This is a genomic window from Sorangium sp. So ce145 (assembly GCF_051525985.1).
In the GTDB taxonomy this organism is placed as follows: Bacteria; Myxococcota_A; Polyangia; order Polyangiales; family Polyangiaceae; genus Sorangium; species Sorangium cellulosum_B.
In genome coordinates this window covers 9,141,445-9,162,282 of sequence record NZ_CP150315.1, presented here as the reverse complement: position 1 = coordinate 9,162,282, position 20,838 = coordinate 9,141,445, and the positions used below count along the sequence as shown (strand labels likewise).

Genomic DNA, 20,838 nt, shown 5'->3' with positions numbered 1-20,838 from the left:
GCCGTGCGTATCGCATCGAGAGCGGACCTGACGCAGGGCCTCGAGGCGACCCAACCCACTGCGGGAAAAGACGCTCCGCCGGGTGAGGGCGACGAGCGCGGCGAGGGCGACAAGCGCGGCGAGGGCGACGAGCGCGCGCGGCCTACGTGGCGTCCAGGTGCCGTCGTCGCCGGCCGGTACCGGCTCGAACGGCTGCTCGGTGAAGGGGGCATGGGCGTGATCTGGGCCGCGAGCCACACGCTGACTGGCAAGCCGTTCGCGCTCAAGTTCGTGAAGGGCGGGGCCGTGCGCGGCGTGGTGGGCATGCGCCTGCTGCGCGAGGCGAAGCTCGCGAGCAGCGTCCGCCACCCCAACGTCGTCGAGGTTCACGACGTCGAGATCGAGGGCGGGGCGCCGGTGATGGTCATGGAGCTCCTGTCCGGCGAGTCGCTCGCGAGCAGGCTGCGTCGCGAGCCGAGGCTGCCCCTCGGCGAGGTAGCCTCCATCTTCCTGCCGGTCATCTCCGCCGTCGGGACGGCGCACGCGCTGGGCATCGTCCACCGCGACCTGAAGCCGGAGAACATCTTCCTTGTCGACGGATCGAGCGAGCGGGTCAAGGTCCTCGACTTCGGCATCGCGAAGCTGACGGCCACGAGCGGACAGGACGCCCAGACAACGGGGCTCACCGAGAGCGGGACGAGGCTTGGCACGCCCTGTTACATGTCGCCGGAGCAGACGTTCGGAGACCGACAGATCGATCACCGAACCGACAACTGGTCGCTCGGCCTCATTCTTTACGAATGCCTCTCGGGCGTGCTCCCGACCCGGGCCGACAACGCCGGCCAGGTGTTCAAGATCATCGTGACAGGCGCGATTCCCCCGCTGGAGAAGGTCGCGCCCGACGTGCCCCGGGAGCTCGCCAGGGTGGTTGGCCGGTTGCTGTCGACGGACCGCCAGGCTCGGCTCTCCGACCTGAGCGAGGTCGCTCGCGCGCTCGCGCCGTTCGCGCAGGGCGCGGCGCCGAGCTTCGGCGCGCCGGAGCCGCCCGCATTGGGCATCTCCGAGCCGCCCAGGGCGCTGGGCGGCGAGGCGGCGGATGGGGACGTGGTGGACCCCCTGGCCGCGACCGAGCGCCTCGGCGCCGCGGCGCGCCGCGATGAGCTCCGCTCGACCGAAAGGCGCCTCGGCTTGCGGGCGGCGGCCTGGAAGATCAGCCTCGCCATGGCGCTCGCGGCCGTCATCGCTGGGGCGCTCGCGCTGCGCGGAGGGCCTCGTCCGGTCGGGGCGACCACCGTTCCCGGGCCGCGCTCCATCTCCACGGCGCTCGCCCTGTACAGCGCCGCGCTGAAGGCCGCTGGCGATGCCAACGAGGGCAAGGCGGTGGACGGCCTGCGGCAGGCGATCTCCGTCGATGACTCCTTTGCCGAGGCGCACCTTCGCCTCGCGATCTACGCGCCGGAGCCCGCCGAAGCTCGGGATCACTATCGGCGCGCAGAGGAGCTGAGCGCCGAGCTCGACCCCCGCGATCGAGCGCTCCTTGCGGCCATGGAGCCCGCGCTCGGCCGTGACCCCGCGGATTCGGCGCGCTGCACGGAGCGGCTGACCGCGCTCACGGCGCGGCACCCGTATGATCGCGACGCGGAGCTGTTGGCCCTCCTCGCGCGGTGCGCGCTGCGATCGGACGTCCATACCAGCGTCGCTGCGGCGAGGCGGGTCATCGCGATCGACCCCGAGTACGCGCAGGGATGGGCCACGCTGGCGCAGTCGTTGTGGCAGCTCGGGAGCTTCAACGACTCCGCTGCCGCCCTCGACCGGTGCCTCGCGATCTCGCCCACGGCGGCCAGCTGTTACGAGATCCGGAGCGAGCACCACAGCGCGCTCGGACGCTGCGCGGACGTCGAGGAGGACCTGTGGCTCACGCGGCCCACGACGAGCGGAAGGGGCCGGCTGATCTTTCGCAGGCTTGCGTGGTCGAGCTATGCGCAAGGGCGCTCTCTCGACGCGGTCCGCGAGGCGATGCGGCAGAGCCGGGTCTCGCTGCCGCACAAGGAGCGGCGCTTTACCGCGCTGCTCGATGAGTCGAACCTGAACGCGATCCAGGGCAATTTCTCGCAGGCCGAGGGACAGCTACGGCAGGCGCGCATGTACATCAGCGCGGATTCCAGGGGGCATGCCGATGTCGTCCGCGCGCTCATCGATGTCTGCCTCGAGACCGATCGCAGGCGCGAGGCAGCGGACATCGCCAAGACGTGTCTTGACAATTACAGCGCTTGCGCCGGCGGCTCGCCGGACCTCTTGCGGGTCATGCTGCATGCCGGCCTCATCGCCAGGGCCGAGTTCCAGGAGAAGGTGGCCGAGCTCCTGTCGCCGTCGAGCGTGCAGGGTGCGGCCGACCCTGCGCGCTCCGCCGTGGTGCAGGCCTACGCGCGGTGGATCGAGCACCCCGAGGAGGCGGCGGAGGCCGTCCCCGTGCTGCCGATGACCGCGCTGATGAGCAATCAAGTCGGGCAAGAGGTCCAGGCGGACGTCGGCGCTGTCTTTTACCTCGCGGGCATGCCTCTCCATGCGATCCCCACGCTTCGCAAGGCGGTCACGACGTGCGATATGCTGGGCTGGCCCGTAAGGTACGTCCGCTCGTTCTGGTTCCTCGGTCAGGCCCTCGAGCAGATGGGCGAGATCTCCGGCGCGTGCGAGGCCTACGCGAGCGTGATCGATCGCTGGGGGAACGCCAGCCCGCGCTCGGTGACCGCCGAGCAGGCGCGGGCGAGGATGAAGGCGATCGCCTGCCGACCGGTCGAGTGACCGCTCCCGCTCATCGTGCCGCGCTCCGGCCATGGGAACCGGCGGCGCCATTGTTCTGAATTTCGGTTCAATGGTGTGCGGAAAATGCAGATTCTCTTCGCCGTGTCGCGCGCCTACACTGGTCCACATGGGCCGAGTGCTCGGCCCGCGCCGCGCCCCGCGGCAAACAGCCTATTTACTGGAGGAGAGCTTATGCGTGAGGAGACGAGACGGGCAGCATTGCGTGCAGCAGCGAGGGTCGCGCTGGGAGCGCTGGCCTGTGGCGCCCTGGCGGGCTGCAGCGGACGTTACGTCTCTGGCGGGCAGTCGTCTCCGCTGGATCCCGACGAGGAGATCCCGGCGGAGGAGCCGGACGCCCCGGCCCCGGCCAGCGGCGGGGCGACGACCGGAGTCGGCGCGACGACCGGAGTCGGTGCGACGACCGGCGGCGGTGGGGAACCTTCGACGGGGAGCGGGGTCATTCCGACGCCTGACGAGGGCGGCGCGGGTGGCGCGGGCGGGGCGGGCGGCGCGCCGCCCATGCCGACCGGGCTCGCGTGCGCCGAGCAGGTGAGCCTCGACGACACGGAGGCTCGCCCTCGCGCGGAGCTCGAGTGCTGCGTCGACTACACGGCGCAGCACGTGCCCGCCCCCGGGACGGGGATCTCCGAGGAGCAGTGGGCGGCCCTCGCTGGAGACGCCTCCTTCGTGAACTGCTGCACGGCGCTGATCGTGGGCGTGGACGCCGACGCGATCTCCTACAGAGAGGCCGAGCCCGTCCGGCACGCCTGCTGTTTCGGCGACGTCGTCGCTCCCGAGGCGGAGCTCTATACGCGGACATTCTGCACGCCCTGGGGCCCCCCGGTCCCGCCGGCGCTCGACGCCTATGCCCCGTCGGAGGTCGCATGAACGCCGCGACGCTCGATCTCCGCGGCGAGGCGCGCGCGCGTACCTTCGACGTGAGCGGGTATCCCGCGGCGCTGTTCCCGTCGGCGATCCGCACCTGGCACGCGCGGATGGTGAACGAGCACGGGTCGTCGGCCGTGTTCGAGGCGCTCGCAGGCCAGCTCGCCGAGGCGAGCTTCCCGCCGGAGCTCGTCGAGGCGTGCCGGGGCTTTGCCGACGAGGAGCGCCGCCACGGGATCCTCTGCGGCGCCGTGGTGGAGGCCCTCGGCGGGACGGCGACCGCGAGCGTCCCGGAGCGCCCGGAGTTCCCCCTGCACCGCGACGCGCCCCCCCGCGCGGCCGCGCTCCGCAACGTGATCCACATCTGCTGCATGAGCGAGACGGTGGCCGTGGCCCTCATCGGCGCGGAGCGGCTGGAGATGCCGCCCGGGCCGCTGCTCGATCTGCTGACGCGCATCTACGCCGACGAGGTCGGACACGCCCGCTTCGGCTGGCGCCTCCTCGAGCAGGTCGCGCCGGAGCTCTCCTCGGCGGAGCGGCAAGCGGTCGAGCGCTACCTGCCCGTCGCGTTCCGGCACCTCGTGGAGCACGAGCACGCGCACTTACCGGCCCACGACGCCCCGCCGGACGGGGAGCAGCTCGGGCTGTGCAGCGGCCTGAAAGCCCGGGTGTTGCTCGATGAGACCATCGAGGAGGTCATCCGCCCCGGGCTTCGCCGCTTCTTCGATTGCTGAGCGCAGCCGCAAGAGCATCCGGGGCCAGACCAGTGCCCGGAGGGCGACGTGCGCCTAGAGCGGCGGTCACCCGCTTCGGATACGGGCCCATCTCGACGTTTTCGGTGCTCAGCGCACTTGAGTGCGCTTGCGCGCCGAAAACGCCGATCTGGACCCGTCTCCTGTGCGGGTGACCGCCGCTCTAGGCGGGCCGCCAGTCGTCCGCGTGGAGCTGAGGGAACGATATCTTACATGTCCCGGCATCGATGCCGACGATCACGGCTTGGCCGTTTTGATCGAGCAATCCCTCGCGAACGGAGCGGTCCGGCAGCTCGATACGGTATCTCTTGAACGGGACAGGTTGCGGCGGGTCCCCGTCGTCCATGAGCTGAATCCCGACCCATGTCTTGTCCTCCCTGGGCGCAGGCGCTGGCGCGTCGCGCTCGAGCGGCTCGGGCGGCGCGAAGCGCGCGCCGGAAGCGACGTACGGCATCCGGTAGGCGTGGAGGCGGCCGTCGAGCAGCGCCTCCCGCAGCCGCGCTCCGAGCGCCGTCGGATCGAACGAAGGCCCCGTCGACACCGGAATGCCGAGCGCCTCGCCGATCTCGGCGAGGAGCACCCTGCCGTGGACGCCGTCGGAGAGCCACGCCTCCAGCTGCCACGTCGCTTCCAGCGCAGGAAGGGCCTTGGCCCCGTCCGGCAACGGCGCATCGACCCGCCGGGCGATCCACACCTTGTCAGGGAAGCAGCCGAAACCCCAGCGGTCGCGCATCGCGTTCTCGATTCGCCCCTCGACCATGGCATCACGCCGCGCGGGGGAGAGTCAAGAGCGGGCCAGGAGCGGGTCAGGGCATCGATGCGGGGGCCTGGCCGTCGCGCCCCCCCCGTCGCCCCCGCTCCTCACGGTCGTTCGCGCCGGCCCGTTCGCGGCGCTTGAGGGCGCCGCTCGGGCGCGTTACGGTGCTCGACGCATCGCCTGCTCGCGGATGCTCGCTCCGGGAGCATGGGATGGGATCATGGGATGAACGATGCCCCACCAGCATGTTGTCCGACAGGGAGAGTGCCTCTCGAGCATCGCCCCGAAGTACGGCTTCTCCGACTGGCGCGTCATCTATAACCATCCTGACAACGCCGAGTTCAAGAAGAAGCGCCCCAACCCGAACCTCATCTATCCGGGCGACGTCCTCATCATCCCGGACGCGGCGCCAAAGGAGGTCGAGGTCGCGACGGGCGGGAAGCACGTCTTCACGGTCAAGGTCCCGAAGACGATGCTCCGCCTCCTCCTCGAGGTCGAGGAGCCGTTCGCGTACGAGCTGACGTACCGCGACGTCGTCGTCGCCGGCACGACGGACGGCAAGAGCCCCATCGAGCACCCCATCCCCGCCGACCTGGCGGACGCCGAACTCGCGGCCTGGCCGGACACGCCGGGCAACGAGACGGCGCGCGCAGGCGGGGTCACCTGGGCGCTGAAGCTCGGGCACCTCGATCCCATCGAGGTCCCGAGCGGCGTCCAGGGGCGCCTCAAGAACCTCGGCTATTTCTCCCGCGAGGTGGACGGCAAGGACGGGCCCGAGCTGGCCAATGCGGTGGCGTGGTACCAGTCGGCGTCGGGGCTGACGCCGACCGGGGTCCTCGACGACGCGACGCGGGCGAAGCTCCTGAAACGCCACGACGGCGCGTGACGAGGACGAACGAATGGCACAGACGGCCGCGGTCACGATCACCCTCCAGAAGGTCCTCGGCGTCGACGGGCTGCTCGCCGGCGCGAAGAAGCCGTATGCGCTGGGGTTCATCGCCGGGCGGCGCTTCGGGCGCAGCAAGCCGATCCCGGCTGGCGCCAGGGAGGTCGATCTGACGGCGGAGGCGATCCCGTGGAAGCTCGAGGTCGCCGCGAACGGGGTGATCCCGGTCGCCGTCGAGATCTGGGACGATCAGGGCGACGCCGGCCCGAAGCGCCTCGGCGCCGTGACGGGCAGCCTGAGCAGCCCCTACCCGACCCGGGTCCACGAGCTCGGCGGAGGCCCGCTCCTGCGCTGCGACGTGCTCACGCGCGAGGTGCCCGCCGCGCCGGGCGCGGCGCTCGTGCCCCGCGTCGCCGAAGGGGAGAAGACGCGCGCGACGCTGCGCGTGCCGAACACCGTGCTCGTCTCCATCACGGAGATCCTGGGCCTTCACGCGCCTGTCTCGCCGGGGGCGCCGGGGGTGAAGCGCGCCGAGGCGAGGCCCGGGTACACGAGCCAGGACCACCTCGGCCGGGTGTACCTCAACAGCGACCTCGCCGGGAGCTGGGCCAAGGACAAGCAACTCATCCAGCTCACCGCCAAGGTGACGATCCAGCGGGGGAAGCTCCCCGCGGACGCGAAGATCCGGTGGACGGTCGTCGAGCCGGACGACCCGACCAACGACGATCCCGGCTTTCACGCCGCGTGGGGGGCGTACGTCGACAAGAAGGACTATGACGCCGCCGGGGATCACAAGGGCTCGCGCGCGGCCGATAACGAGGGCAAGCCAGCGAAGAGCCCGCCCTGGGAGGCGGTCGCCGGCTTCGCGCTTGCGTCCGCGGCCGCGACCGAGGCGAAGACGACGATCGTCGGCGACGAGAGCAAGGTCGTCTTCCACTGCCCGGACACGGCCGGGGACAACTTCATCCTCCGGGCGGACATCGACGCTGCAACGCACGTGGAGGGGTTCGGCGCCGAGACCGGCATCATGACGATGTGGCACCGGATCCGGGTCGAGTCCGTCCGCATGAAGAGCGCGTTCGCCCTGCCCATGGACGAGGTGCCCGTGCCGTTCGAGCCGTGCTGCGTCCAGCTCGATTGCGAGCCGGAGAAGGAGGTGCCGGACCAGCCGCACATGGCGCCCAAGGACGACGACCTCGAGACCGAGTGCGTGGCCTACGTGAACAAGGTGTTCTCGAACAGGTCGAACCCTGGCTGGTTCTGCGTCATCTCCGCGATGGAGCCGCACCCCCTGCCGAGCAAGAAGGGCGACAAGGTCTTCGAGGGGGACGTCGAGCTGAAGAGCGGCGGCGCGGGCGCCAACCTCTTCGAGTTCTTCGAGATCCCAGGGACGTTCCCCGACGTGGATTTCGCCGAGCTGACCTCCGGCTCGGAGACGGTCGGCTTCAACCTGTTCAGCGTTCAGACCGAGACGACGGCGGCCGGCCCGATCACGCGCTGCTGGATCGTGGAGCACGACGCCCAGCCGGACTTCACGGCGGGCGACGGGTCGCTCGCGCATGCGTACAAGGTGCGGTTCAACTACTCGCCCAGGTTCCGGAAGAAGGGCGGCGCCGTGACCCCGGGCGGCTACGGGATGGCCGCAAACGTGAAGGCCAAGGTGTTCAACCCGGGCGCCTTCTACACCGCCGGCATCAGCCCCACGGTGACGGCCAAGGGCAAGGAGTACTTTGCTGGCCGGACCATCATGTTCACGCACCACAGCGCCTACCGCGACGCGGGCACCGGCCTGCCAAAGCCGACGTACCGCGGCCGCATCGTCGGGACCATCGTTCATGAGCTCGTCCACGCGTTCGGTATGCCGCACAAGTGCGGGTACTTCGACTTCCGCGCGCCGCGGGACAAGACGTGCTGCATGAACTACAGGCCCAACTGGATGCTGGACGACAAGCGCAACCTCATCCGGGGGACGTCGGGGAAGACCGGCAGCGACGTCTGCGGCAGGCACCTCAAGGAGGTGAGGCGGGTCCACCTCGAGGACAACAAGGGGCTCGCGTGGAAGTGAGCGCTCCGGACATCACACCTCCGGGCCCGGCCCTCGTGGGCATCGATGTCGAGCCGCAGTATGTGCTCGGCTTTCCGATGTTCGTGGGCATCACGATCGGCAGCGTGCCCCCGGGCGCGTCGCTCATGCGGCTGCCGCTGCCGTCGCCCGCGGCGCTGCGGGGCGCGATAGGCATCAGGCTGTGGCGGCCGGGCGAAGCGGAGCCGTTCTTCGAGGAGGCGCCCACGGCCGTGGTGGACGCCGATCTCTCGGCGCCGAGCTTCCGCCTGCGGGCCGGCGAGGTCCGCAGGCTCCTCGTGGAGATCGCCGAGCTCCTGCCGGACGACCTGGCGGCGGGGGAGGTCGACGGCGTGCTGCTCTACGGAGCCCCGCCGCACGTCGCCGCGAGCGGCCGCGGACGGCTGCGCTTCCGGGAGCCCACGGGCGCGGAGCGCGCGTCGCTCGACGAGCTCCGGCCCGAGGTCGAGGCGGCCGGCTCGTTCGGGCGGTGGCTCCGCCGGCCGCCGTCCGATCCGACCCGGCTCGCGCCGCCCGCCGATCCGGGCGATCCGCTGCGGTATCCGAGGCTCATGAAGTACCTGATCCACGGCCCGGAGGAGCTCGCCGCCATCGACCCGGCGCGGCTCCGCGTGCTCGGCGGCGTGTTCGCGCCCGAGGCGTGCGGGCTCGCCGCGGAGCTTCAGGCCGCGCGAGATCCCGGGGCGTTTGCCGGGTACGCGCAGCAGGTGAAGGCGGCGTATCCGGGGCTCGCGGCGTGGATGGACGCGATCGCGGCCGGGCAGAGCGAGATCGCGTGGGCACGGAGCCATCGGTGATGAAGATGAGCCCACGAGCGTGCGTCGTTGCCGTGGCCCTGGGGCTCGCGGCGTCCTCGAGCTCCGGTTGCGGTCGCTCCCAGGCGCCGTTGCCCGACCGCGCGGCGCCGGATGCGTCCAGCGCCGCGGCGGCGCCCGGGGTTGCAGCGACGGCGCCCGGGGCCGTCACGGAGGCGCCCGAGGTGGCGACCGCGCCCGGGACCGCCGCGCCGCCGGGCACTGCACCCGCTCCCGCGCAGTCCGCGAGCGCTGCGCCGCCCGCGCAGCCCGCGAGCGCTGCGCCGCCCGCGCAGCCCGCGAGCGCTGCGCCGTCCATGAGCGCCGCGGGGATCAGGAAGCCCTCGCCGGGCGCGCGCGGCCCGCTGCCCGATGCGAAGCCGAAGCTCAAGTGTGGCAGGACGTACTGCAACGCGGCGGGGGAGTGCTTTGCGCCGTCGCCGCCCCAGTGCGAGTGAAGGAGCAAGGGCGCGGCAGAGACTAGCCGCCGCTCTGGCGGGTTCCCGCGCTCTCCCGCGGGTCACCCGCGCTTCTGCGGCCTGCCGCGGGGCGCGGGCGCCGCCGGCTCCGGGACCGCGGGGGGCGCCAGCGTCTGCCGCGCCAGCTCTCGCGCGTAGGCGAGGCGGTCGGCCGGCGAGCCGAGCGCATTCAGCCCCTCGTAAAGCCCCGCGAAGAACGTCGGGAAGAAGACCGCCGAGAGCGCCGCCACCACCCGGCGCGCCGCCGCCCGCTCCTCGAGCCCGGGCACCGCCGCCCGGACGAGATCGCGCAGGCGCTCCATCACCGGCGCGAAGAGCTTCGGGAAAGGGCCGCTGTAGTCGTCCGCGTGAAACGCGTCGTGCAGGAGCGCCCTGCCCACGTTCGGGTACCGCATCCCGCCCTCGAGGTAGTAGCCGAGCAGCCCGCTCAGCGCCTCCAGGGGATCACCCGGCATCCGGGCGAGGAAATCCTCGCTGTCCGACAGCATGTTCTGGATCGACCCCTCGAGCGCCGCCGCGACGAGCGCCTCCTTCGACCGGAAATAGTAGTTCACCGCGGCGATGTTGACGCCGGCCGCCGCCGCGAGCTTCCGCACCGTCAGCTGCCCGATGCCGTGCTTCTCGATCTGATCGATCGCCGCGACCACGAGCCGCTGCCGTGGATCGAGATCGTCCGCAGGGGCGAGGGGGTCACGGTCGTTCATACGATTGTTTGAAACACACCTTGACGATGCGCCTGGCAGGCGTCAATGCTTGAAACACTTGTTTCAATCAATTGTTTCATCAGGCGCTGGAGGTGCACCGATGCTCGATCGGCGGAGATTTCTCACCCACACGGCGGTCGCGGGGGGCGCGGCGGCGCTCGGGTTCGCGTCGGGCCGCCGCGGGGTCGATCAGGAGGTCGCGTCCGCCCGGTTCCACGGCGACGACACGCTCGGGCAGGGCCAGGCGGCGCCCGTCTGGTACCGGTTCAAGTTCATCGGCCAGCCGGTGATGGATGCGCAGATCGTGTTCTGGCTCGGCCTCGCGTCGATGGGGCTGACCGACGTCGGCGAGGTGCTGGACACAGCGACCCGCATCCGCCCGGGCGACGAGCGCTCGTGGTTCGAGCAGTGGCTGGCCACCGCGAAGCGGGTGCAGGGCTACGGCGAGGAGGCGGAGGCCCGCGGCCACGCGCGCAGCGCCGCGTCGCACTTCCTGCGCGCGGGCGCCTACTACCGCGCCGGGCTGATGCGCTACGCGGATCGCTCCGACCCGCGCCTCGTCGAGGCGACGATCGCGGGGCTCGACCTGCATGACCGGGCGCTCCGCATGCGGGGCTACGACTCCCGGCAGGTCGATATCCCCTACGAGAGCGGCGTGCTCCACGGCCGCGTCCATTACGCGCCCGGGGTGGCGCGCGCGCCCACGATCGTGCTGCAGCAGGGCCTCCACGCGTGGCCCGAGGACACCATGTGGGTCATCGACGGCGCGCTCGAGCGGGGCTACCACGTCCTCTCGTTCCACGGCCCGGGCCAGGGCGCCTCGCTTCGCCTCCACGGGCACCCCTTCCGGCCCGACTGGGAGGTCCCCGTGGGGCGCGTGCTCGACTTCGCCGAGCGCGACGAGCGGCTCGACGCCGGCAAGCTCGTCCTGATGGGGCTCTCGTTCGGCGGCTACCTCGCGCCGCGGGCGGCCTCGCGCGAGCGCCGCCTGCGCGCCCTCGTCGCCAACCCGGGCGTCGTCAGCTGGCGGGACGCGATGCTGCGCCACTTCGCGTCGATGCCCGGCCTGCTCGAGCTGCACGCGCGCGGCCCCGCGGCCTTCGACCGCGCCATCGACGCCGCCTCGGTTGTGCTGCCCGACGCGCGCTGGTACTTCGACGACGTGACATGGAAGCACGGCGTCTCGACGCCGCACGAGGTGATCGACGAGCTCCGCAAGTACGACAATGCCGACGGCGTCGCGGGCATCCGCTGCGAGACACTGATCATGGAGGGCAGCGCCGAGGACGCGTCTCCAGGCGAGTCGGAGCGCCTCTACGGCGCGCTCACGTGCCCGAAGCACATGATGGTATTCGACGCGGGCACGGCGTCGCAGGTCCACTGCCAGGGCGGCAACCAGCTCCTCGCCCAGGCGCGGCTGTTCGACTGGCTCGACGAGCGGGTGGCGCGATGAGGCCCGCCGATCGCGCCGCCGCGCGCCCCCCGCGGCTCCTCGCCCTGGCGCCGCTGCTCGCGGTCGTCGCGGTCCTCGCGCCGCGCGCGGCGTGGGCCCAGCTCCCCGATCTCGTGGACCTGAGCGCGCAGTACATGCCGGGCGCGGCGATCGAGGACCCGCGCCCCGTGCGGGCGCAGATCTCGTCGTACGAGGTCAACGCCAACGTGCCGATCCCCCTCGGGGAGAGGACGTTCCTGATCCCGGGGGCGACGTACCACGTCGAGGCGATCTCGTACGCCGGCGCCCCGCCCGGCTTCGACGAGCTCCGGGCCTTCCATGCCGTCGACGTCCCGGTGCTGTTCGTCCAGCTGCTGCCCCACGACTGGTCGCTCTCGCTGCGCGTCGCGCCGGGGCTCGCGGGCGACTTCGAGGCCTTCGACGGCGGGCTCGTCCGCGTCAGCGCGCTCGGGCTCGTGACCCACACGCTCTCGGAGAAGCTCGTCCTCGGCGGCGGCGCGCTCGCGTCGTACAGCTTCGGCTCGTTCCTCCCGCTGCCGGCCGCGTACGTCGAGTGGACGCCGAGCCCCCATTTCCGCGTCGAGGCCTTCCTGCCGGGCTTCGCGTCGGCGAAGCTCCTGTTCTCGGATCGCGTCGAGGTCGGCCTGCGCGCGGACGTGGCGGGGAACGCCTACGCCGTGCGCGACCCGCGCGTCGCCGGGGCGTGGCCGTGCGCGGCCCAGCCGGCCGACGACCCGGCGACCGAGCAGGACGAGCGGGCGGCGCGGCCCGAGCAGTGCCTCGATCATGTCGCCTACTCGGTCGCGACCGCGGGCGTGACCCTCGGCGTGCGCGCCTTCTCGTCGGTGTGGGTGACCGCCCAGGCGGGACACAGCCTGTTCCGTCGCTACGAGCCGATGAACGATGAGGACGATGGTATCCCCGGAGGCGGGCAGAGCATCCCGAATGTGCTCTTCTTCCGCGCCGGCGTGACATGGCGCATCCCGAAGAGCTGAAGCGCGACTCACTGCCTGGCGCGCCCCGCGAGCGTATAGCCGCACACCGACGGGCGGGTGCCCGCCGGACCGTTGAAGACGGCTCGACGCCGGTGCATCCTCCGCCTTATGCGCCCGGGAGAGGTCATCGACAGCCGCTTCCAGCTCGAGCGCGTCGCGGCCTCCGGTGGGATGGGGACGGTCTACCGCGCCGTCGACCGGGCCACGGGGGCGCAGGTCGCGCTCAAGCTCCTCGGCCAGCCCGACCGGAGCGCCGCGCACCGCTTCGAGCACGAGGCGCGGATCCTCGCCGAGCTCGATCACCCGCGGATCGTCCGGCACGTGGCTCACGGCATCACCCCCGACGGGGTGCCCTACCTCGCCATGGAATGGCTCGAAGGGGAGAGCCTGGCGCAGCGCCTCGCCCGGCAGAAGCTCGACCTCGAGGAGAGCCTCGCCCTGCTCCGCGCGGCCGCCGAGGCGCTCGGGGCGGCGCACGCGCGGGGCATCGTCCACCGCGACGTCAAGCCGGGCAACCTGCTGCTCGTCGGCGGCGAGGTCACCGGCCTCAAGGTGCTCGATTTCGGCATCGCCCGGATGAAGCGCACCATCGGCGCGCTCACGCAGACCGGCTCGGTGATGGGGACCCCGGGCTACATGGCCCCGGAGCAGGCCACCGGCGAGCGCGATCGCCTCGACGCGCGGGCCGACATCTTCTCGCTCGGCGCCGTGCTCTTCGAGTGCCTCACGGGCAGGCCCGCGTTCCAGGGCCAGCACGTGATGGCCCTCCTCGCGAAGCTCCTCATGGAAGATCCGCCGCGCGTGCGGAACCTCCGGCCCGAGCTGCCGCAGGAGCTCGACGAGTTCGTCGCCCGCATGCTCGCGAAGGACCCGGAGCAGCGGCCGCGCGACGGCTCGGCCGTCGTCGAGGCGCTCGACGCCCTCGAGCGCGATCCGACGAGCGGCCTGGCCGCGCCCCCCGTCCTGTACGAGGCGATCACGGCGTGCGAGCTCCGGCTGCTCTCGCTGGTGGCCGCGCGGGAGCCGCGCTTCTCGGCCTGCGACAGCGCGGCCAGCACGCTCGTCGCCGCGGAGCCGAGCGACCTCACGAGGAAGCTCTACACGAGCGCGCAGCCGTTCGGGGCCCGCGTGGACGCGCTCGCCGACGGGACGATCGTGCTCTCGATCGCCGGCGTGGGCGACGCCGCCCTGCAGGCGGCGCGCGCGGCGCGGTGCGCCCTCACGCTCGTCGAGCTCGTGCCGGAGGCCTCCGTCGTGCTCACGACCGGCCGCGCCGAGCACACCGGCAGCCTCCCGGTCGGCCCGGTCATGGACCGCGCGGCCGCGCTCCTCGCCCTCGCGGAGCGCGACGCGCGCCCGGAGCGGAGGCCCGCGCCCGTGTGGATCGACGACGTGACGCGGGCGCTGCTCGACGCGCGGTTCGAGATCGAGCCGGCGCGGCCCGGCACGTTCTTCCTGCTGCAGGAGCGCGAGGTCGGGCGGTCGGCGCGGACGCTCCTCGGGAAGCCGAGCCCCTACGTCGGCCGCGACAGGGAGCTCCGGAACCTGCGCGAGCTCCTCGAAGACAGCTTCGGCGGGCCCGAGCCCCGCGCCATCCTGATCACCGGGCCGCCCGGGATCGGCAAATCCCGCCTGCGGTACGAGCTCATCGAGATCCTGCGGGAGCGGCACCCCGAGCTCACCGTCGCGGTCGGCCGCGGCGACTCGCTGAGCGCGGGCTCGCCGTTCTCGCTCCTCGGCTCCGCGCTCCGGGGCGCGGCCGGCATCACCGGCGGCGAGCCCGCCCCGGCGCAGCGGGAGCGGCTCCTCTCGCTGGTCGCCCGCGCCCATGCGCTGACGCCTGGCGAGAGGACGCGGATCGCCGCGTTCCTCGGCGAGATCGTCGGCACGCCGTTCCCGGGCGAGGCCGATCCGAGGTTCCTCGAGGCGCGGCAGAGCCCGGCCCTGATGGCCGATCAGATCCCGCTCGCCTACCTCGACTTCATGGAGGCGGCGTGCGCGGCGGGGCCCTACCTGCTCGTGCTCGAGGACATCCAGTGGGGCGACGCGGCGTCGCTGAAGCTCATCGGGCGGGTCCTCCGGGAGCTCCGCGACCGGCCCTTCGCGGTGCTCTACCTGGCGCGGGTCGAGGTGCGGAAGGTCTTCCCTGTCCTCTGGGAGGGCAGCGAGGTCCACGAGATCACGCTCGGCGCGCTGCCGCGCCGCGCGGCCGAGGAGCTCGTGCGGCAGATGCTCGGCGACGGGCTCCCGCCCTCCGAGGTCGCGCGCCTCGTCGAGCGCGCGAGCGGCAACGCCTTCTACCTGGAGGAGCTCATCCGGGCGGTCGCGGAGGGGCGCGCGGACAGGCTGCCGGAGACGATCCTGGGCATGGTCGAGGCGCGGCTCGAGGCCATCCCCGCGGAGGCGCGGCGGCTGCTGCGGGCGGCGAGCATCTTCGGCGAGGCGTTCTGGAAGACCGGGGCGCTCGCCCTGCTCGGCGATGCCGGGGGGTCGACGCTCGCGGTGGACTGGCTGCCGTGGATGCTCCAGCGCGAGCTGCTCGAGCGCCGCGAGCAGAGCCGCTTCTCGGACGAGGAGGAGTACGCGTTCCGGCACGCGCTCATCCGCGACGGCTGCTACGCGATGCTGCCGGACCACGATCGCGCGCTCGGGCACCGGCTCGCCGCCGAGTGGCTGCTGCAGGCGGGAGAGCACGACGCCAAGGTGCTCGCCGAGCACTTCGAGCGGGGCGGCGAGCCGCGGCTCGCGGTGGAGTTCTACCTGCACGCGGCGGAGCAGGCGCTCGCCGGGAGCGACCCGGCCGCCGCGCGGGCGCTCGCGGACCGGGGGCTCGCCCTCGGCGCGGAGCGGGACGTCGAGGCGGTGCTCCGCGGGATCCGGGAAGGGGCGTCCCGCGCGCTGGGCGAGGCGGACGAGCGGGCCGCGCCCTCGTCGCGGTCGTGAGCGCTCGGGGAGGCCGCTTCCGAGGCCTCGCGTGTATTGGTTGCGCGTGCTCCCCGTCGTCTATCGACGGCTCTCGCCCGGCTCGTTCCGGCCGACGTCGAGCGGCTCCAGCGCGAGTTGCGCCAGTGTTGCTCAACCCGCCCACCTGCGGCGCCGGGCGCCCCGGCCGCCGCCAGCGTGGGTCGGGCGGCCAGGGGCCCTGGCGCAGCCCTGGTACAGCGCTCGCAAAGCGCCTGCGCTCCACGGACAGGAAACGCACCCACCATGCACCAGAATCGCCCCAGCGCGTTCGCCCCTTTGCTGCTGACCCTCGCCCTCGCCAGCGGCGGGTGCGGCTCCGAGCCCCCCGCCGCACCGCCCGCCGACGATGGCGGATCGCCGGCGCCCGCGGTGCGGATCGACGACGAGCCCCCGGGCGCAAACTGCCCTGAAGGGGGCCGCGCCATCCACAAGGGGGAAGACGACGACGGAGACGGCGTCCTCGATCCGGGCGAGATCGACGCCACGGAGTACGTCTGCGCCGAGCCGGGAGAGGGAGACCTGCCGGAGCTCCTCACGACGCGGGCAGAGGAGCCGCGGGGCGAGCACTGCCCTCATGGCGGGACGGCGGTGCGCTCCGGGCTCGACCTCGACGGCGACGGGGCGCTGGACGCGCAGGAGGTCTCCGGCACCACGTACGTGTGCGCTGGCGCCCCGCCCGAGGAGCCCGAGCAGACGCCGGAGCGGCTCGTCCGGATCGACGAGGAGCAGGCGGGATCGAACTGCATCGCCGGCGGTGCGGCCGTGCATGCCGGCCTGGACGACAACGCCGACGGCACGCTCGACGACGAGGAGATCGACCACACCGATCACGTGTGCGGCGCGTCGCTGGTGGGCGACTACGCCGTGACCGACCTCGACGACCTCCGGGCCCTCGAGGGCATCCGCGTGATCACGGGCACGCTGACCCTCCTTCCGGAGCTCGCGACGGTCGTGTCCCTCCCCGACCTCGTCTATGTCGGCGGCTCGTTCGAGGTGGAGCACGCGTACGCGCTGGAGCGGCTGGAGCTGCCGGCGCTGGCGCAGGTCGGCGGCGACCTCTCCGTGATCTTCGCGCCAGCGCTCCGATCGCTCTCGCTGCCGTCGCTGGCGCGCGTGGGCGGCGCCCTGGGACTCTCGTGGGTGGACCAGCTCACGGCGGCGGAGCTGCCGGAGCTCGCCGAGGTCGGAGCCAGGCTGGAGCCCCGCCTCGACGCGATAGCGATCCAGGCGGATGAGCTCGCGGAGCTCGCGATGCCCTCGCTCCGGCGCAGCGGCGGCGGCATCCACCTCCGAGGCGCGGCGCTCGAGCGGGTCGCGTTCCCCGCGCTGATCGAAGCCGGCCGGTTCGAGCTCCGGGACAGCCTCGCGGTCCAGGCGCTGGAGTTCCCCGTCCTGGAGGCGGTGCGCGGCGACCTGATCGTATGGGGGATCGCGGCGGCCGAGATCGCGCTCCCGAGGCTCCTGACGGTCGCCGGCGATCTGGACGTGGTGGACGCGCAGGGCGCCGCGCGGCTGTCGCTCCCGGAGCTGCGGGGCGTGGGAGGTACCCTCGTCCTCGCGCGCTGCGCTCAGCTCACGGCCCTCGAGCTGCCGCGGCTCGCCAGCGCGCCGCGCGTCATCATCCGCGATCAGGGGAGGCTCACCTCGTTCTCGCTACCTGCGCTGGCCACCGTCGAGGAGCAGGTCGGCATCTGGTACAACCCGTCGCTGACCGACTTCTCGCTGCCTGCGCTGCGCCAGACCGAGTGGCTCTCGCTGTCGGGGAACCCGCGGCTTGCCGGGCTGGGCGGCCTGGCGCAGCTGGAGAGCGTCTCTCGCCTCATGACCGTCGAGGATAACCTCGCGCTGGAGGATCTCTCTGGCCTCGCAGCGCTCTCGGTCCTCGGTGGCTTCCTGGAGATCCACGGCAATCACGCGATGACGCGCGTCGGGCTCGCGCGGCTGGAGCGGGCCAAGCTCATCGAGATCGGGCGCGTCGGGAGCGGCGGCAACGACCGGCTCGGGGTCGTCGACATGCCCGCGCTCCGCCGCGTCGATGGACTGGGCATCTCGTCGAACGACCGCCTCACGGACCTCTCCCTTCCCTCGCTCACCAGGATCCCGGGCGCGCTGAACATCTCCATGAACCCGGCGCTGCCGCAGTGCGAGGCCGAGGCGCTCGCCGCCCAGCTCACGGGGCAGGCGGAGCAGGTCTACCTCGGCGGCAACGACGACGCCGGCACGTGTGAGTGACGGCGGTCACGGCCGGTCGCGCGCGGCGCCCAGCGCGCGGGCTTCCCGCCGCATCTCGCGCATCTCGTGCAGGAGCGCGGCGGAGAGGTCCGGGTGCAGCTCCGGGGCGCTCGCGACCTGCCCTCGCATCGCGGCGAGCCGCCTTCCGTAAAGACGGGTCCGGTTCGAGCGAACCTGGCGCAACTTGCGCAAGACCACCTCAACCTAATCCCGCGTTTGGCGGAAAAGCCTGGCTCATCCCGCTGGCACGACGGTTGATATGCGTCCAACGCGCTGCCGCGCGGCGGGCCCTTGGGGGTGCGCGCGCAGCCGCCTCGCCGGCCCCGACCGGGCCGGCATGAAAGGACGCGTTTGTTTATGCAGACCTTCGGCAAATATCTCGCCCTCGCCCTCGGCGGCGCCGCGATCGTCGTCGCGTGCAGCGCTTCGCCCGACTCCGATCCGCCCGAATTCCTCGAGCCGTATAGCGCAGCAGCCAAATGCGAGGATTGCGAACCGCCGCCTCCCCCCGAGTGCACGCCCAGCTGTGCGGGCAAGGTGTGCGGGGCGTCCGACGGCTGCGGCTGGAAGTGCAGCGCCGGCTCCTGCCCGGCGGGCACGACCTGCGGCGGCGGCGGCGTGGCCTACCAGTGTGGGTGCACGCCCCAGTGCTCGGGCAAGACGTGCGGGGCGCCCGACGGCTGCGGCGGCATCTGCACCGGCGGCTCGTGCCCGGCGGGCCAGGCGTGCGGCGCGTCGGGCGTGCCGGGCCAGTGCGCGACGCTGCCGGTTGGGCAGGGGGTCGAGTGCTTCGTGTTCAACGACGGCGCCACCGAGATGGCCGGGCCGACGCAGGCGCTCTACTTCAAGCGTGACGGCAAGGTGTGCATGCCCGACGGCACCCCGGGCGGCACCTGCCGCAAGTGGTTCGGCAACTGCCGCACCACCGACCCGAGCCACACGCCGGTGCTCTTCTCGGTCTTCAACGAGGGCAGGGCCGACATGACGAGCCCGTCGGGTGCGGTGTACCTGACGTCGAACCTCAAGGCGTGCATACCCGACGGCACCCCGACCGGCACCTGCCGCAAGTGGTTCGGCGCCGCAACGCTGCCCGACGGGCGCCCGATCGAGTGCCGTCTGTTCGAGGACGGCGGCGCGCAGAAGACCAAGGTCACGGACGACGACATGTTCATGAGCGGCATCCCGGACGTCTGCTTCGACAACGGCACCGGGTACACGTACGGCAAGTGCCGCAAGTGGTTCGGCGAGTGCATGGTGGCCGGCTGCGGCGACGGCGCGTGCAACAACGGCGAGACGCCGTCGAGCTGTCCGTCCGACTGCAAGTGCGGCGACGGGATCTGCAACGGCAACGAGTGGTGTGGCAACTGCGCGACCGACTGCGGCTCGTGCTGCGGCAACCACGCCTGCGAGCCTGGCCTCGGCGAGAGTTGCAGCACGTGCTCGACCGACTGCGGCTCGTGCTGCGGCAACGGCGTCTGTGACAACAACGAGACGTGCGACAGCTGCTCGAAAGACTGCGGCGCGTGCGCTCCGAAGACGTGCTCGGGGCAGACGGCCGGGTCGGGGGCGCAGCACTTTGCTGTGAACGTCGAAGAAGTCTACATGGTGGGCGGCGCACAAGTCGTCGGCTGCCTGGTCGCGACCCCGGTGTACCTCGCCAACTCGCTGGGCGAGGCCGAGCTGTGCGGGCATAACGCCTACCCCGGCTATAACATCACCACGAGCGGCACGCCCGCGCAGTACGTCTACCACAGCGACCCAAACTACTGCACCGCCTACTATCCTTATGCGACGTCGTCGTCGAAGGCGGACTGGTGCGGGTGGGCGCATGGCTACCCGTACGAAGGCCCTTGCCCCTGAAGCGCCGGTAGGGCGCCCGCGCGGCGCCCTGCGGCAGGGCCGGGAGCAACTCCGCGAGGTGGTGCGCCGCTTCAGGGAAGGCGGCGGCGAGAGCAAGCCGGTGCCTCCCGGCGCTCGCCAGGTGACGCAGCGACGTGGCGAGCGCGGCAGCAGCGGCGGACGCCGGCCGCCGCCGCCGGAGCGTCGCGCGGCGATCTGCCACACATGGCGCGTTCTGCCGTCGGCGCGAGGTCTGGCGTCGCGCCGCGGTCCGTGATTTCACTCGATCACGATGAGAGTGCAGACAGGCGATGTCCGGCTGTTCTTCGATGTGGAAGGGGCGAAGCTCGTCCCCGAGGGGCCCGCGATGCGGGAGCGACCTACCGTGATCCTGTTGCACGGCGGGCCGGGAAGCGATCATACCGAGTTCGTGCCGTTCGGCTCGGCGCTCGCCGAGGTGGCGCAGGTCGTCTATCTGGATCACCGCGGCTGCGGGCGCAGCGATCGCAGCGGGCCCGAGCGGTGGAACCTGGAGACGTGGGCGGACGACGTGCGGGCGTTCTGCGACGCGCTCGGGATCGAGCGGCCCGTCGTGCTCGGAAACTCGTTCGGAGGCGTGGTGGCGCAGGCGTACGCGGCGCGATACCCCGATCACCCCGGGAAGCTGATCCTGACGAGCACGACCGCGAAGCTCCGCCTCGATCGCATGCTGCACGTCTTCGAGCGGCTCGGGGGCGCGCAGGCGGCCGACGTCGCGCCGGTTCTTCGCGGATCCCATGCCCAATTTCCACGACTACATCCGTGTCTGCCTCCCGCTCTACCGCCAGTCGCCGCCGGAGGAAGACGCGCTCCGCCGCGCGGTCCTCCACCTCGACGTGGGCGGCCATTTCGTGGCGGGTGAGATGCAGACCTACGACCTGCGCGCGGACCTCGCGCGCGTCCGGTGCCCCACCCTCGTGCTGTCCGGCGATCTCGACCCGTTCGCGACGACCGCGGATGCGCGCGATCTCGTCGCCGCCTTGCCCCGGGAGCTCGTCCAGGCGCGCAGCTTCCCCCGCGCCGGGCACGCGGTGCTCGACGACGCGCGCGACGAGGCGCTGGCAACGATCCGGGAGTTCCTCGGCGCGCCCTGAGCGACGGACGCCCCGGAGCCGAGCGCGCCGGTCCTGCCCGCACGGGGCGGAGCCGGCTGCGCCCCCTGCAAGGGCACAAAAAAAGAGCGCCCATTCGACGG

The 20,838-nt window shown here is 72.3% G+C and carries 17 protein-coding genes; 14 read left to right on the top strand and 3 right to left on the bottom strand.

The features are described 5' to 3' along the window. The first annotated feature begins 3 nt into the window (after positions 1–3). From WMF34_RS33985 to WMF34_RS33975, 3 genes are all read left to right on the top strand, one after another. Positions 4–2,781 carry a protein kinase domain-containing protein gene (locus WMF34_RS33985; protein WP_437990416.1) on the top strand — a complete coding sequence of 926 codons (2,778 nt, stop codon included), beginning with the start codon at positions 4–6 and terminating at the stop codon, positions 2,779–2,781. 219 nt (positions 2,782–3,000) lie between these two features. Beyond that, on the top strand, positions 3,001–3,669 hold the full coding sequence (locus WMF34_RS33980) for a hypothetical protein (RefSeq protein ID WP_437990415.1): 669 nt from the start codon (positions 3,001–3,003) through the stop codon (positions 3,667–3,669). After that, on the top strand, positions 3,666–4,400 hold the full coding sequence (locus WMF34_RS33975) for a ferritin-like domain-containing protein (protein WP_437990414.1): 735 nt from the start codon (positions 3,666–3,668) through the stop codon (positions 4,398–4,400). The genes WMF34_RS33980 and WMF34_RS33975 overlap by 4 nt, the downstream gene beginning before the upstream one ends. Before the next feature lie 181 nt (positions 4,401–4,581). Here the strand turns inward: WMF34_RS33975 and WMF34_RS33970 are convergent, their stop codons facing one another. Continuing rightward, on the bottom strand, positions 4,582–5,178 hold the full coding sequence (locus tag WMF34_RS33970) for a hypothetical protein (RefSeq protein ID WP_437990413.1): 597 nt from the start codon (positions 5,176–5,178) through the stop codon (positions 4,582–4,584). Between the two features lie 229 nt (positions 5,179–5,407). On the opposite strand from WMF34_RS33970, the gene WMF34_RS33965 reads away from it, so the two are divergent. The 4 genes from WMF34_RS33965 to WMF34_RS33950 are packed head-to-tail and all read left to right on the top strand — an operon-like array spanning position 5,408 to position 9,396. After that, positions 5,408–6,061 carry a peptidoglycan-binding protein gene (locus WMF34_RS33965; protein ID WP_012239282.1) on the top strand — a complete coding sequence of 218 codons (654 nt, stop codon included), beginning with the start codon at positions 5,408–5,410 and terminating at the stop codon, positions 6,059–6,061. Between the two features lie 13 nt (positions 6,062–6,074). Next, entirely contained in the window at positions 6,075–8,126 is a 2,052-nt protein-coding gene (locus WMF34_RS33960) for a hypothetical protein (protein ID WP_437990412.1), read from the top strand. Beyond that, positions 8,117–8,941 (top strand): hypothetical protein, encoded by an 825-nt coding sequence (locus WMF34_RS33955; RefSeq protein WP_437990411.1) that lies wholly within the window; start codon positions 8,117–8,119, stop codon positions 8,939–8,941. Before WMF34_RS33960 ends, WMF34_RS33955 begins: the two co-directional genes overlap by 10 nt. A 5-nt stretch (positions 8,942–8,946) precedes the next feature. After that, complete coding sequence (locus tag WMF34_RS33950; RefSeq protein WP_437990410.1) at positions 8,947–9,396, top strand: hypothetical protein; 450 nt, start codon at positions 8,947–8,949, stop codon at positions 9,394–9,396. A gap of 62 nt (positions 9,397–9,458) precedes the next feature. On the opposite strand, the gene WMF34_RS33945 is transcribed toward WMF34_RS33950, so the two are convergent. Beyond that, the gene (locus WMF34_RS33945; protein ID WP_012239279.1) at positions 9,459–10,121 is read right to left on the bottom strand and encodes a TetR/AcrR family transcriptional regulator; all 663 of its coding nucleotides are present in this window, start codon (positions 10,119–10,121) and stop codon (positions 9,459–9,461) included. Positions 10,122–10,221: 100 nt separating this feature from the next. Here WMF34_RS33945 and WMF34_RS33940 point away from each other — a divergent pair, with 100 nt between their 5' ends. The 4 genes from WMF34_RS33940 to WMF34_RS33925 all read left to right on the top strand — a co-directional run bounded on the left by WMF34_RS33940 (position 10,222) and on the right by WMF34_RS33925 (position 17,765). Then, complete coding sequence (locus WMF34_RS33940; RefSeq protein WP_437990409.1) at positions 10,222–11,574, top strand: alpha/beta hydrolase family protein; 1,353 nt, start codon at positions 10,222–10,224, stop codon at positions 11,572–11,574. Continuing rightward, positions 11,571–12,569, top strand: a complete 999-nt coding sequence (locus tag WMF34_RS33935; RefSeq protein ID WP_437990408.1) for a DUF6268 family outer membrane beta-barrel protein — start codon at positions 11,571–11,573, stop codon at positions 12,567–12,569. Before WMF34_RS33940 ends, WMF34_RS33935 begins: the two co-directional genes overlap by 4 nt. A gap of 108 nt (positions 12,570–12,677) precedes the next feature. Beyond that, positions 12,678–15,512: a serine/threonine-protein kinase gene (locus WMF34_RS33930; RefSeq protein ID WP_437990407.1), complete on the top strand. Its 2,835-nt coding sequence runs from the start codon at positions 12,678–12,680 to the stop codon at positions 15,510–15,512. A gap of 264 nt (positions 15,513–15,776) precedes the next feature. Beyond that, positions 15,777–17,765 carry a DUF7151 family protein gene (locus tag WMF34_RS33925; protein ID WP_437990406.1) on the top strand — a complete coding sequence of 663 codons (1,989 nt, stop codon included), beginning with the start codon at positions 15,777–15,779 and terminating at the stop codon, positions 17,763–17,765. A 6-nt stretch (positions 17,766–17,771) separates the two neighbouring features. Here the strand turns inward: WMF34_RS33925 and WMF34_RS33920 are convergent, their stop codons facing one another. After that, the gene (locus WMF34_RS33920) at positions 17,772–17,957 is read right to left on the bottom strand and encodes a hypothetical protein (protein ID WP_157907098.1); all 186 of its coding nucleotides are present in this window, start codon (positions 17,955–17,957) and stop codon (positions 17,772–17,774) included. Positions 17,958–18,122: 165 nt separating this feature from the next. Here WMF34_RS33920 and WMF34_RS33915 point away from each other — a divergent pair, with 165 nt between their 5' ends. The 3 genes from WMF34_RS33915 (at position 18,123) to WMF34_RS33905 (ending at position 20,737) form a co-directional block, all read left to right on the top strand. Continuing rightward, a complete protein-coding gene (locus WMF34_RS33915) occupies positions 18,123–19,625 on the top strand; it encodes a hypothetical protein (RefSeq protein WP_437990405.1) in 1,503 nt (500 codons plus the stop codon). Between the two features lie 271 nt (positions 19,626–19,896). Next, positions 19,897–20,505 carry an alpha/beta fold hydrolase gene (locus tag WMF34_RS33910; RefSeq protein ID WP_437990404.1) on the top strand — a complete coding sequence of 203 codons (609 nt, stop codon included), beginning with the start codon at positions 19,897–19,899 and terminating at the stop codon, positions 20,503–20,505. 1 nt (position 20,506) lies between these two features. Beyond that, positions 20,507–20,737: an alpha/beta fold hydrolase gene (locus WMF34_RS33905; RefSeq protein ID WP_437990403.1), complete on the top strand. Its 231-nt coding sequence runs from the start codon at positions 20,507–20,509 to the stop codon at positions 20,735–20,737. Positions 20,738–20,838: the final 101 nt, after the last annotated feature.

Excerpts from the sequence above, each read along its gene's own strand:
- WMF34_RS33975 (WP_437990414.1), top strand. The coding sequence starts at position 3,666 with ATGAACGCCGCGACGCTCGATCTCCGCGGCGAGGCGCGCGCGCGTACC.
- WMF34_RS33970 (WP_437990413.1), bottom strand. The coding sequence starts at position 5,178 with ATGGTCGAGGGGCGAATCGAGAACGCGATGCGCGACCGCTGGGGTTTC.
- WMF34_RS33965 (WP_012239282.1), top strand. The coding sequence starts at position 5,408 with ATGCCCCACCAGCATGTTGTCCGACAGGGAGAGTGCCTCTCGAGCATC.
- WMF34_RS33960 (WP_437990412.1), top strand. The coding sequence starts at position 6,075 with ATGGCACAGACGGCCGCGGTCACGATCACCCTCCAGAAGGTCCTCGGC.
- WMF34_RS33950 (WP_437990410.1), top strand. The coding sequence starts at position 8,947 with ATGAGCCCACGAGCGTGCGTCGTTGCCGTGGCCCTGGGGCTCGCGGCG.
- WMF34_RS33945 (WP_012239279.1), bottom strand. The coding sequence starts at position 10,121 with ATGAACGACCGTGACCCCCTCGCCCCTGCGGACGATCTCGATCCACGG.
- WMF34_RS33940 (WP_437990409.1), top strand. The coding sequence starts at position 10,222 with ATGCTCGATCGGCGGAGATTTCTCACCCACACGGCGGTCGCGGGGGGC.
- WMF34_RS33935 (WP_437990408.1), top strand. The coding sequence starts at position 11,571 with ATGAGGCCCGCCGATCGCGCCGCCGCGCGCCCCCCGCGGCTCCTCGCC.
- WMF34_RS33930 (WP_437990407.1), top strand. The coding sequence starts at position 12,678 with ATGCGCCCGGGAGAGGTCATCGACAGCCGCTTCCAGCTCGAGCGCGTC.
- WMF34_RS33925 (WP_437990406.1), top strand. The coding sequence starts at position 15,777 with ATGCACCAGAATCGCCCCAGCGCGTTCGCCCCTTTGCTGCTGACCCTC.
- WMF34_RS33915 (WP_437990405.1), top strand. The coding sequence starts at position 18,123 with ATGCAGACCTTCGGCAAATATCTCGCCCTCGCCCTCGGCGGCGCCGCG.
- WMF34_RS33910 (WP_437990404.1), top strand. The coding sequence starts at position 19,897 with ATGAGAGTGCAGACAGGCGATGTCCGGCTGTTCTTCGATGTGGAAGGG.
- WMF34_RS33905 (WP_437990403.1), top strand. The coding sequence starts at position 20,507 with ATGCAGACCTACGACCTGCGCGCGGACCTCGCGCGCGTCCGGTGCCCC.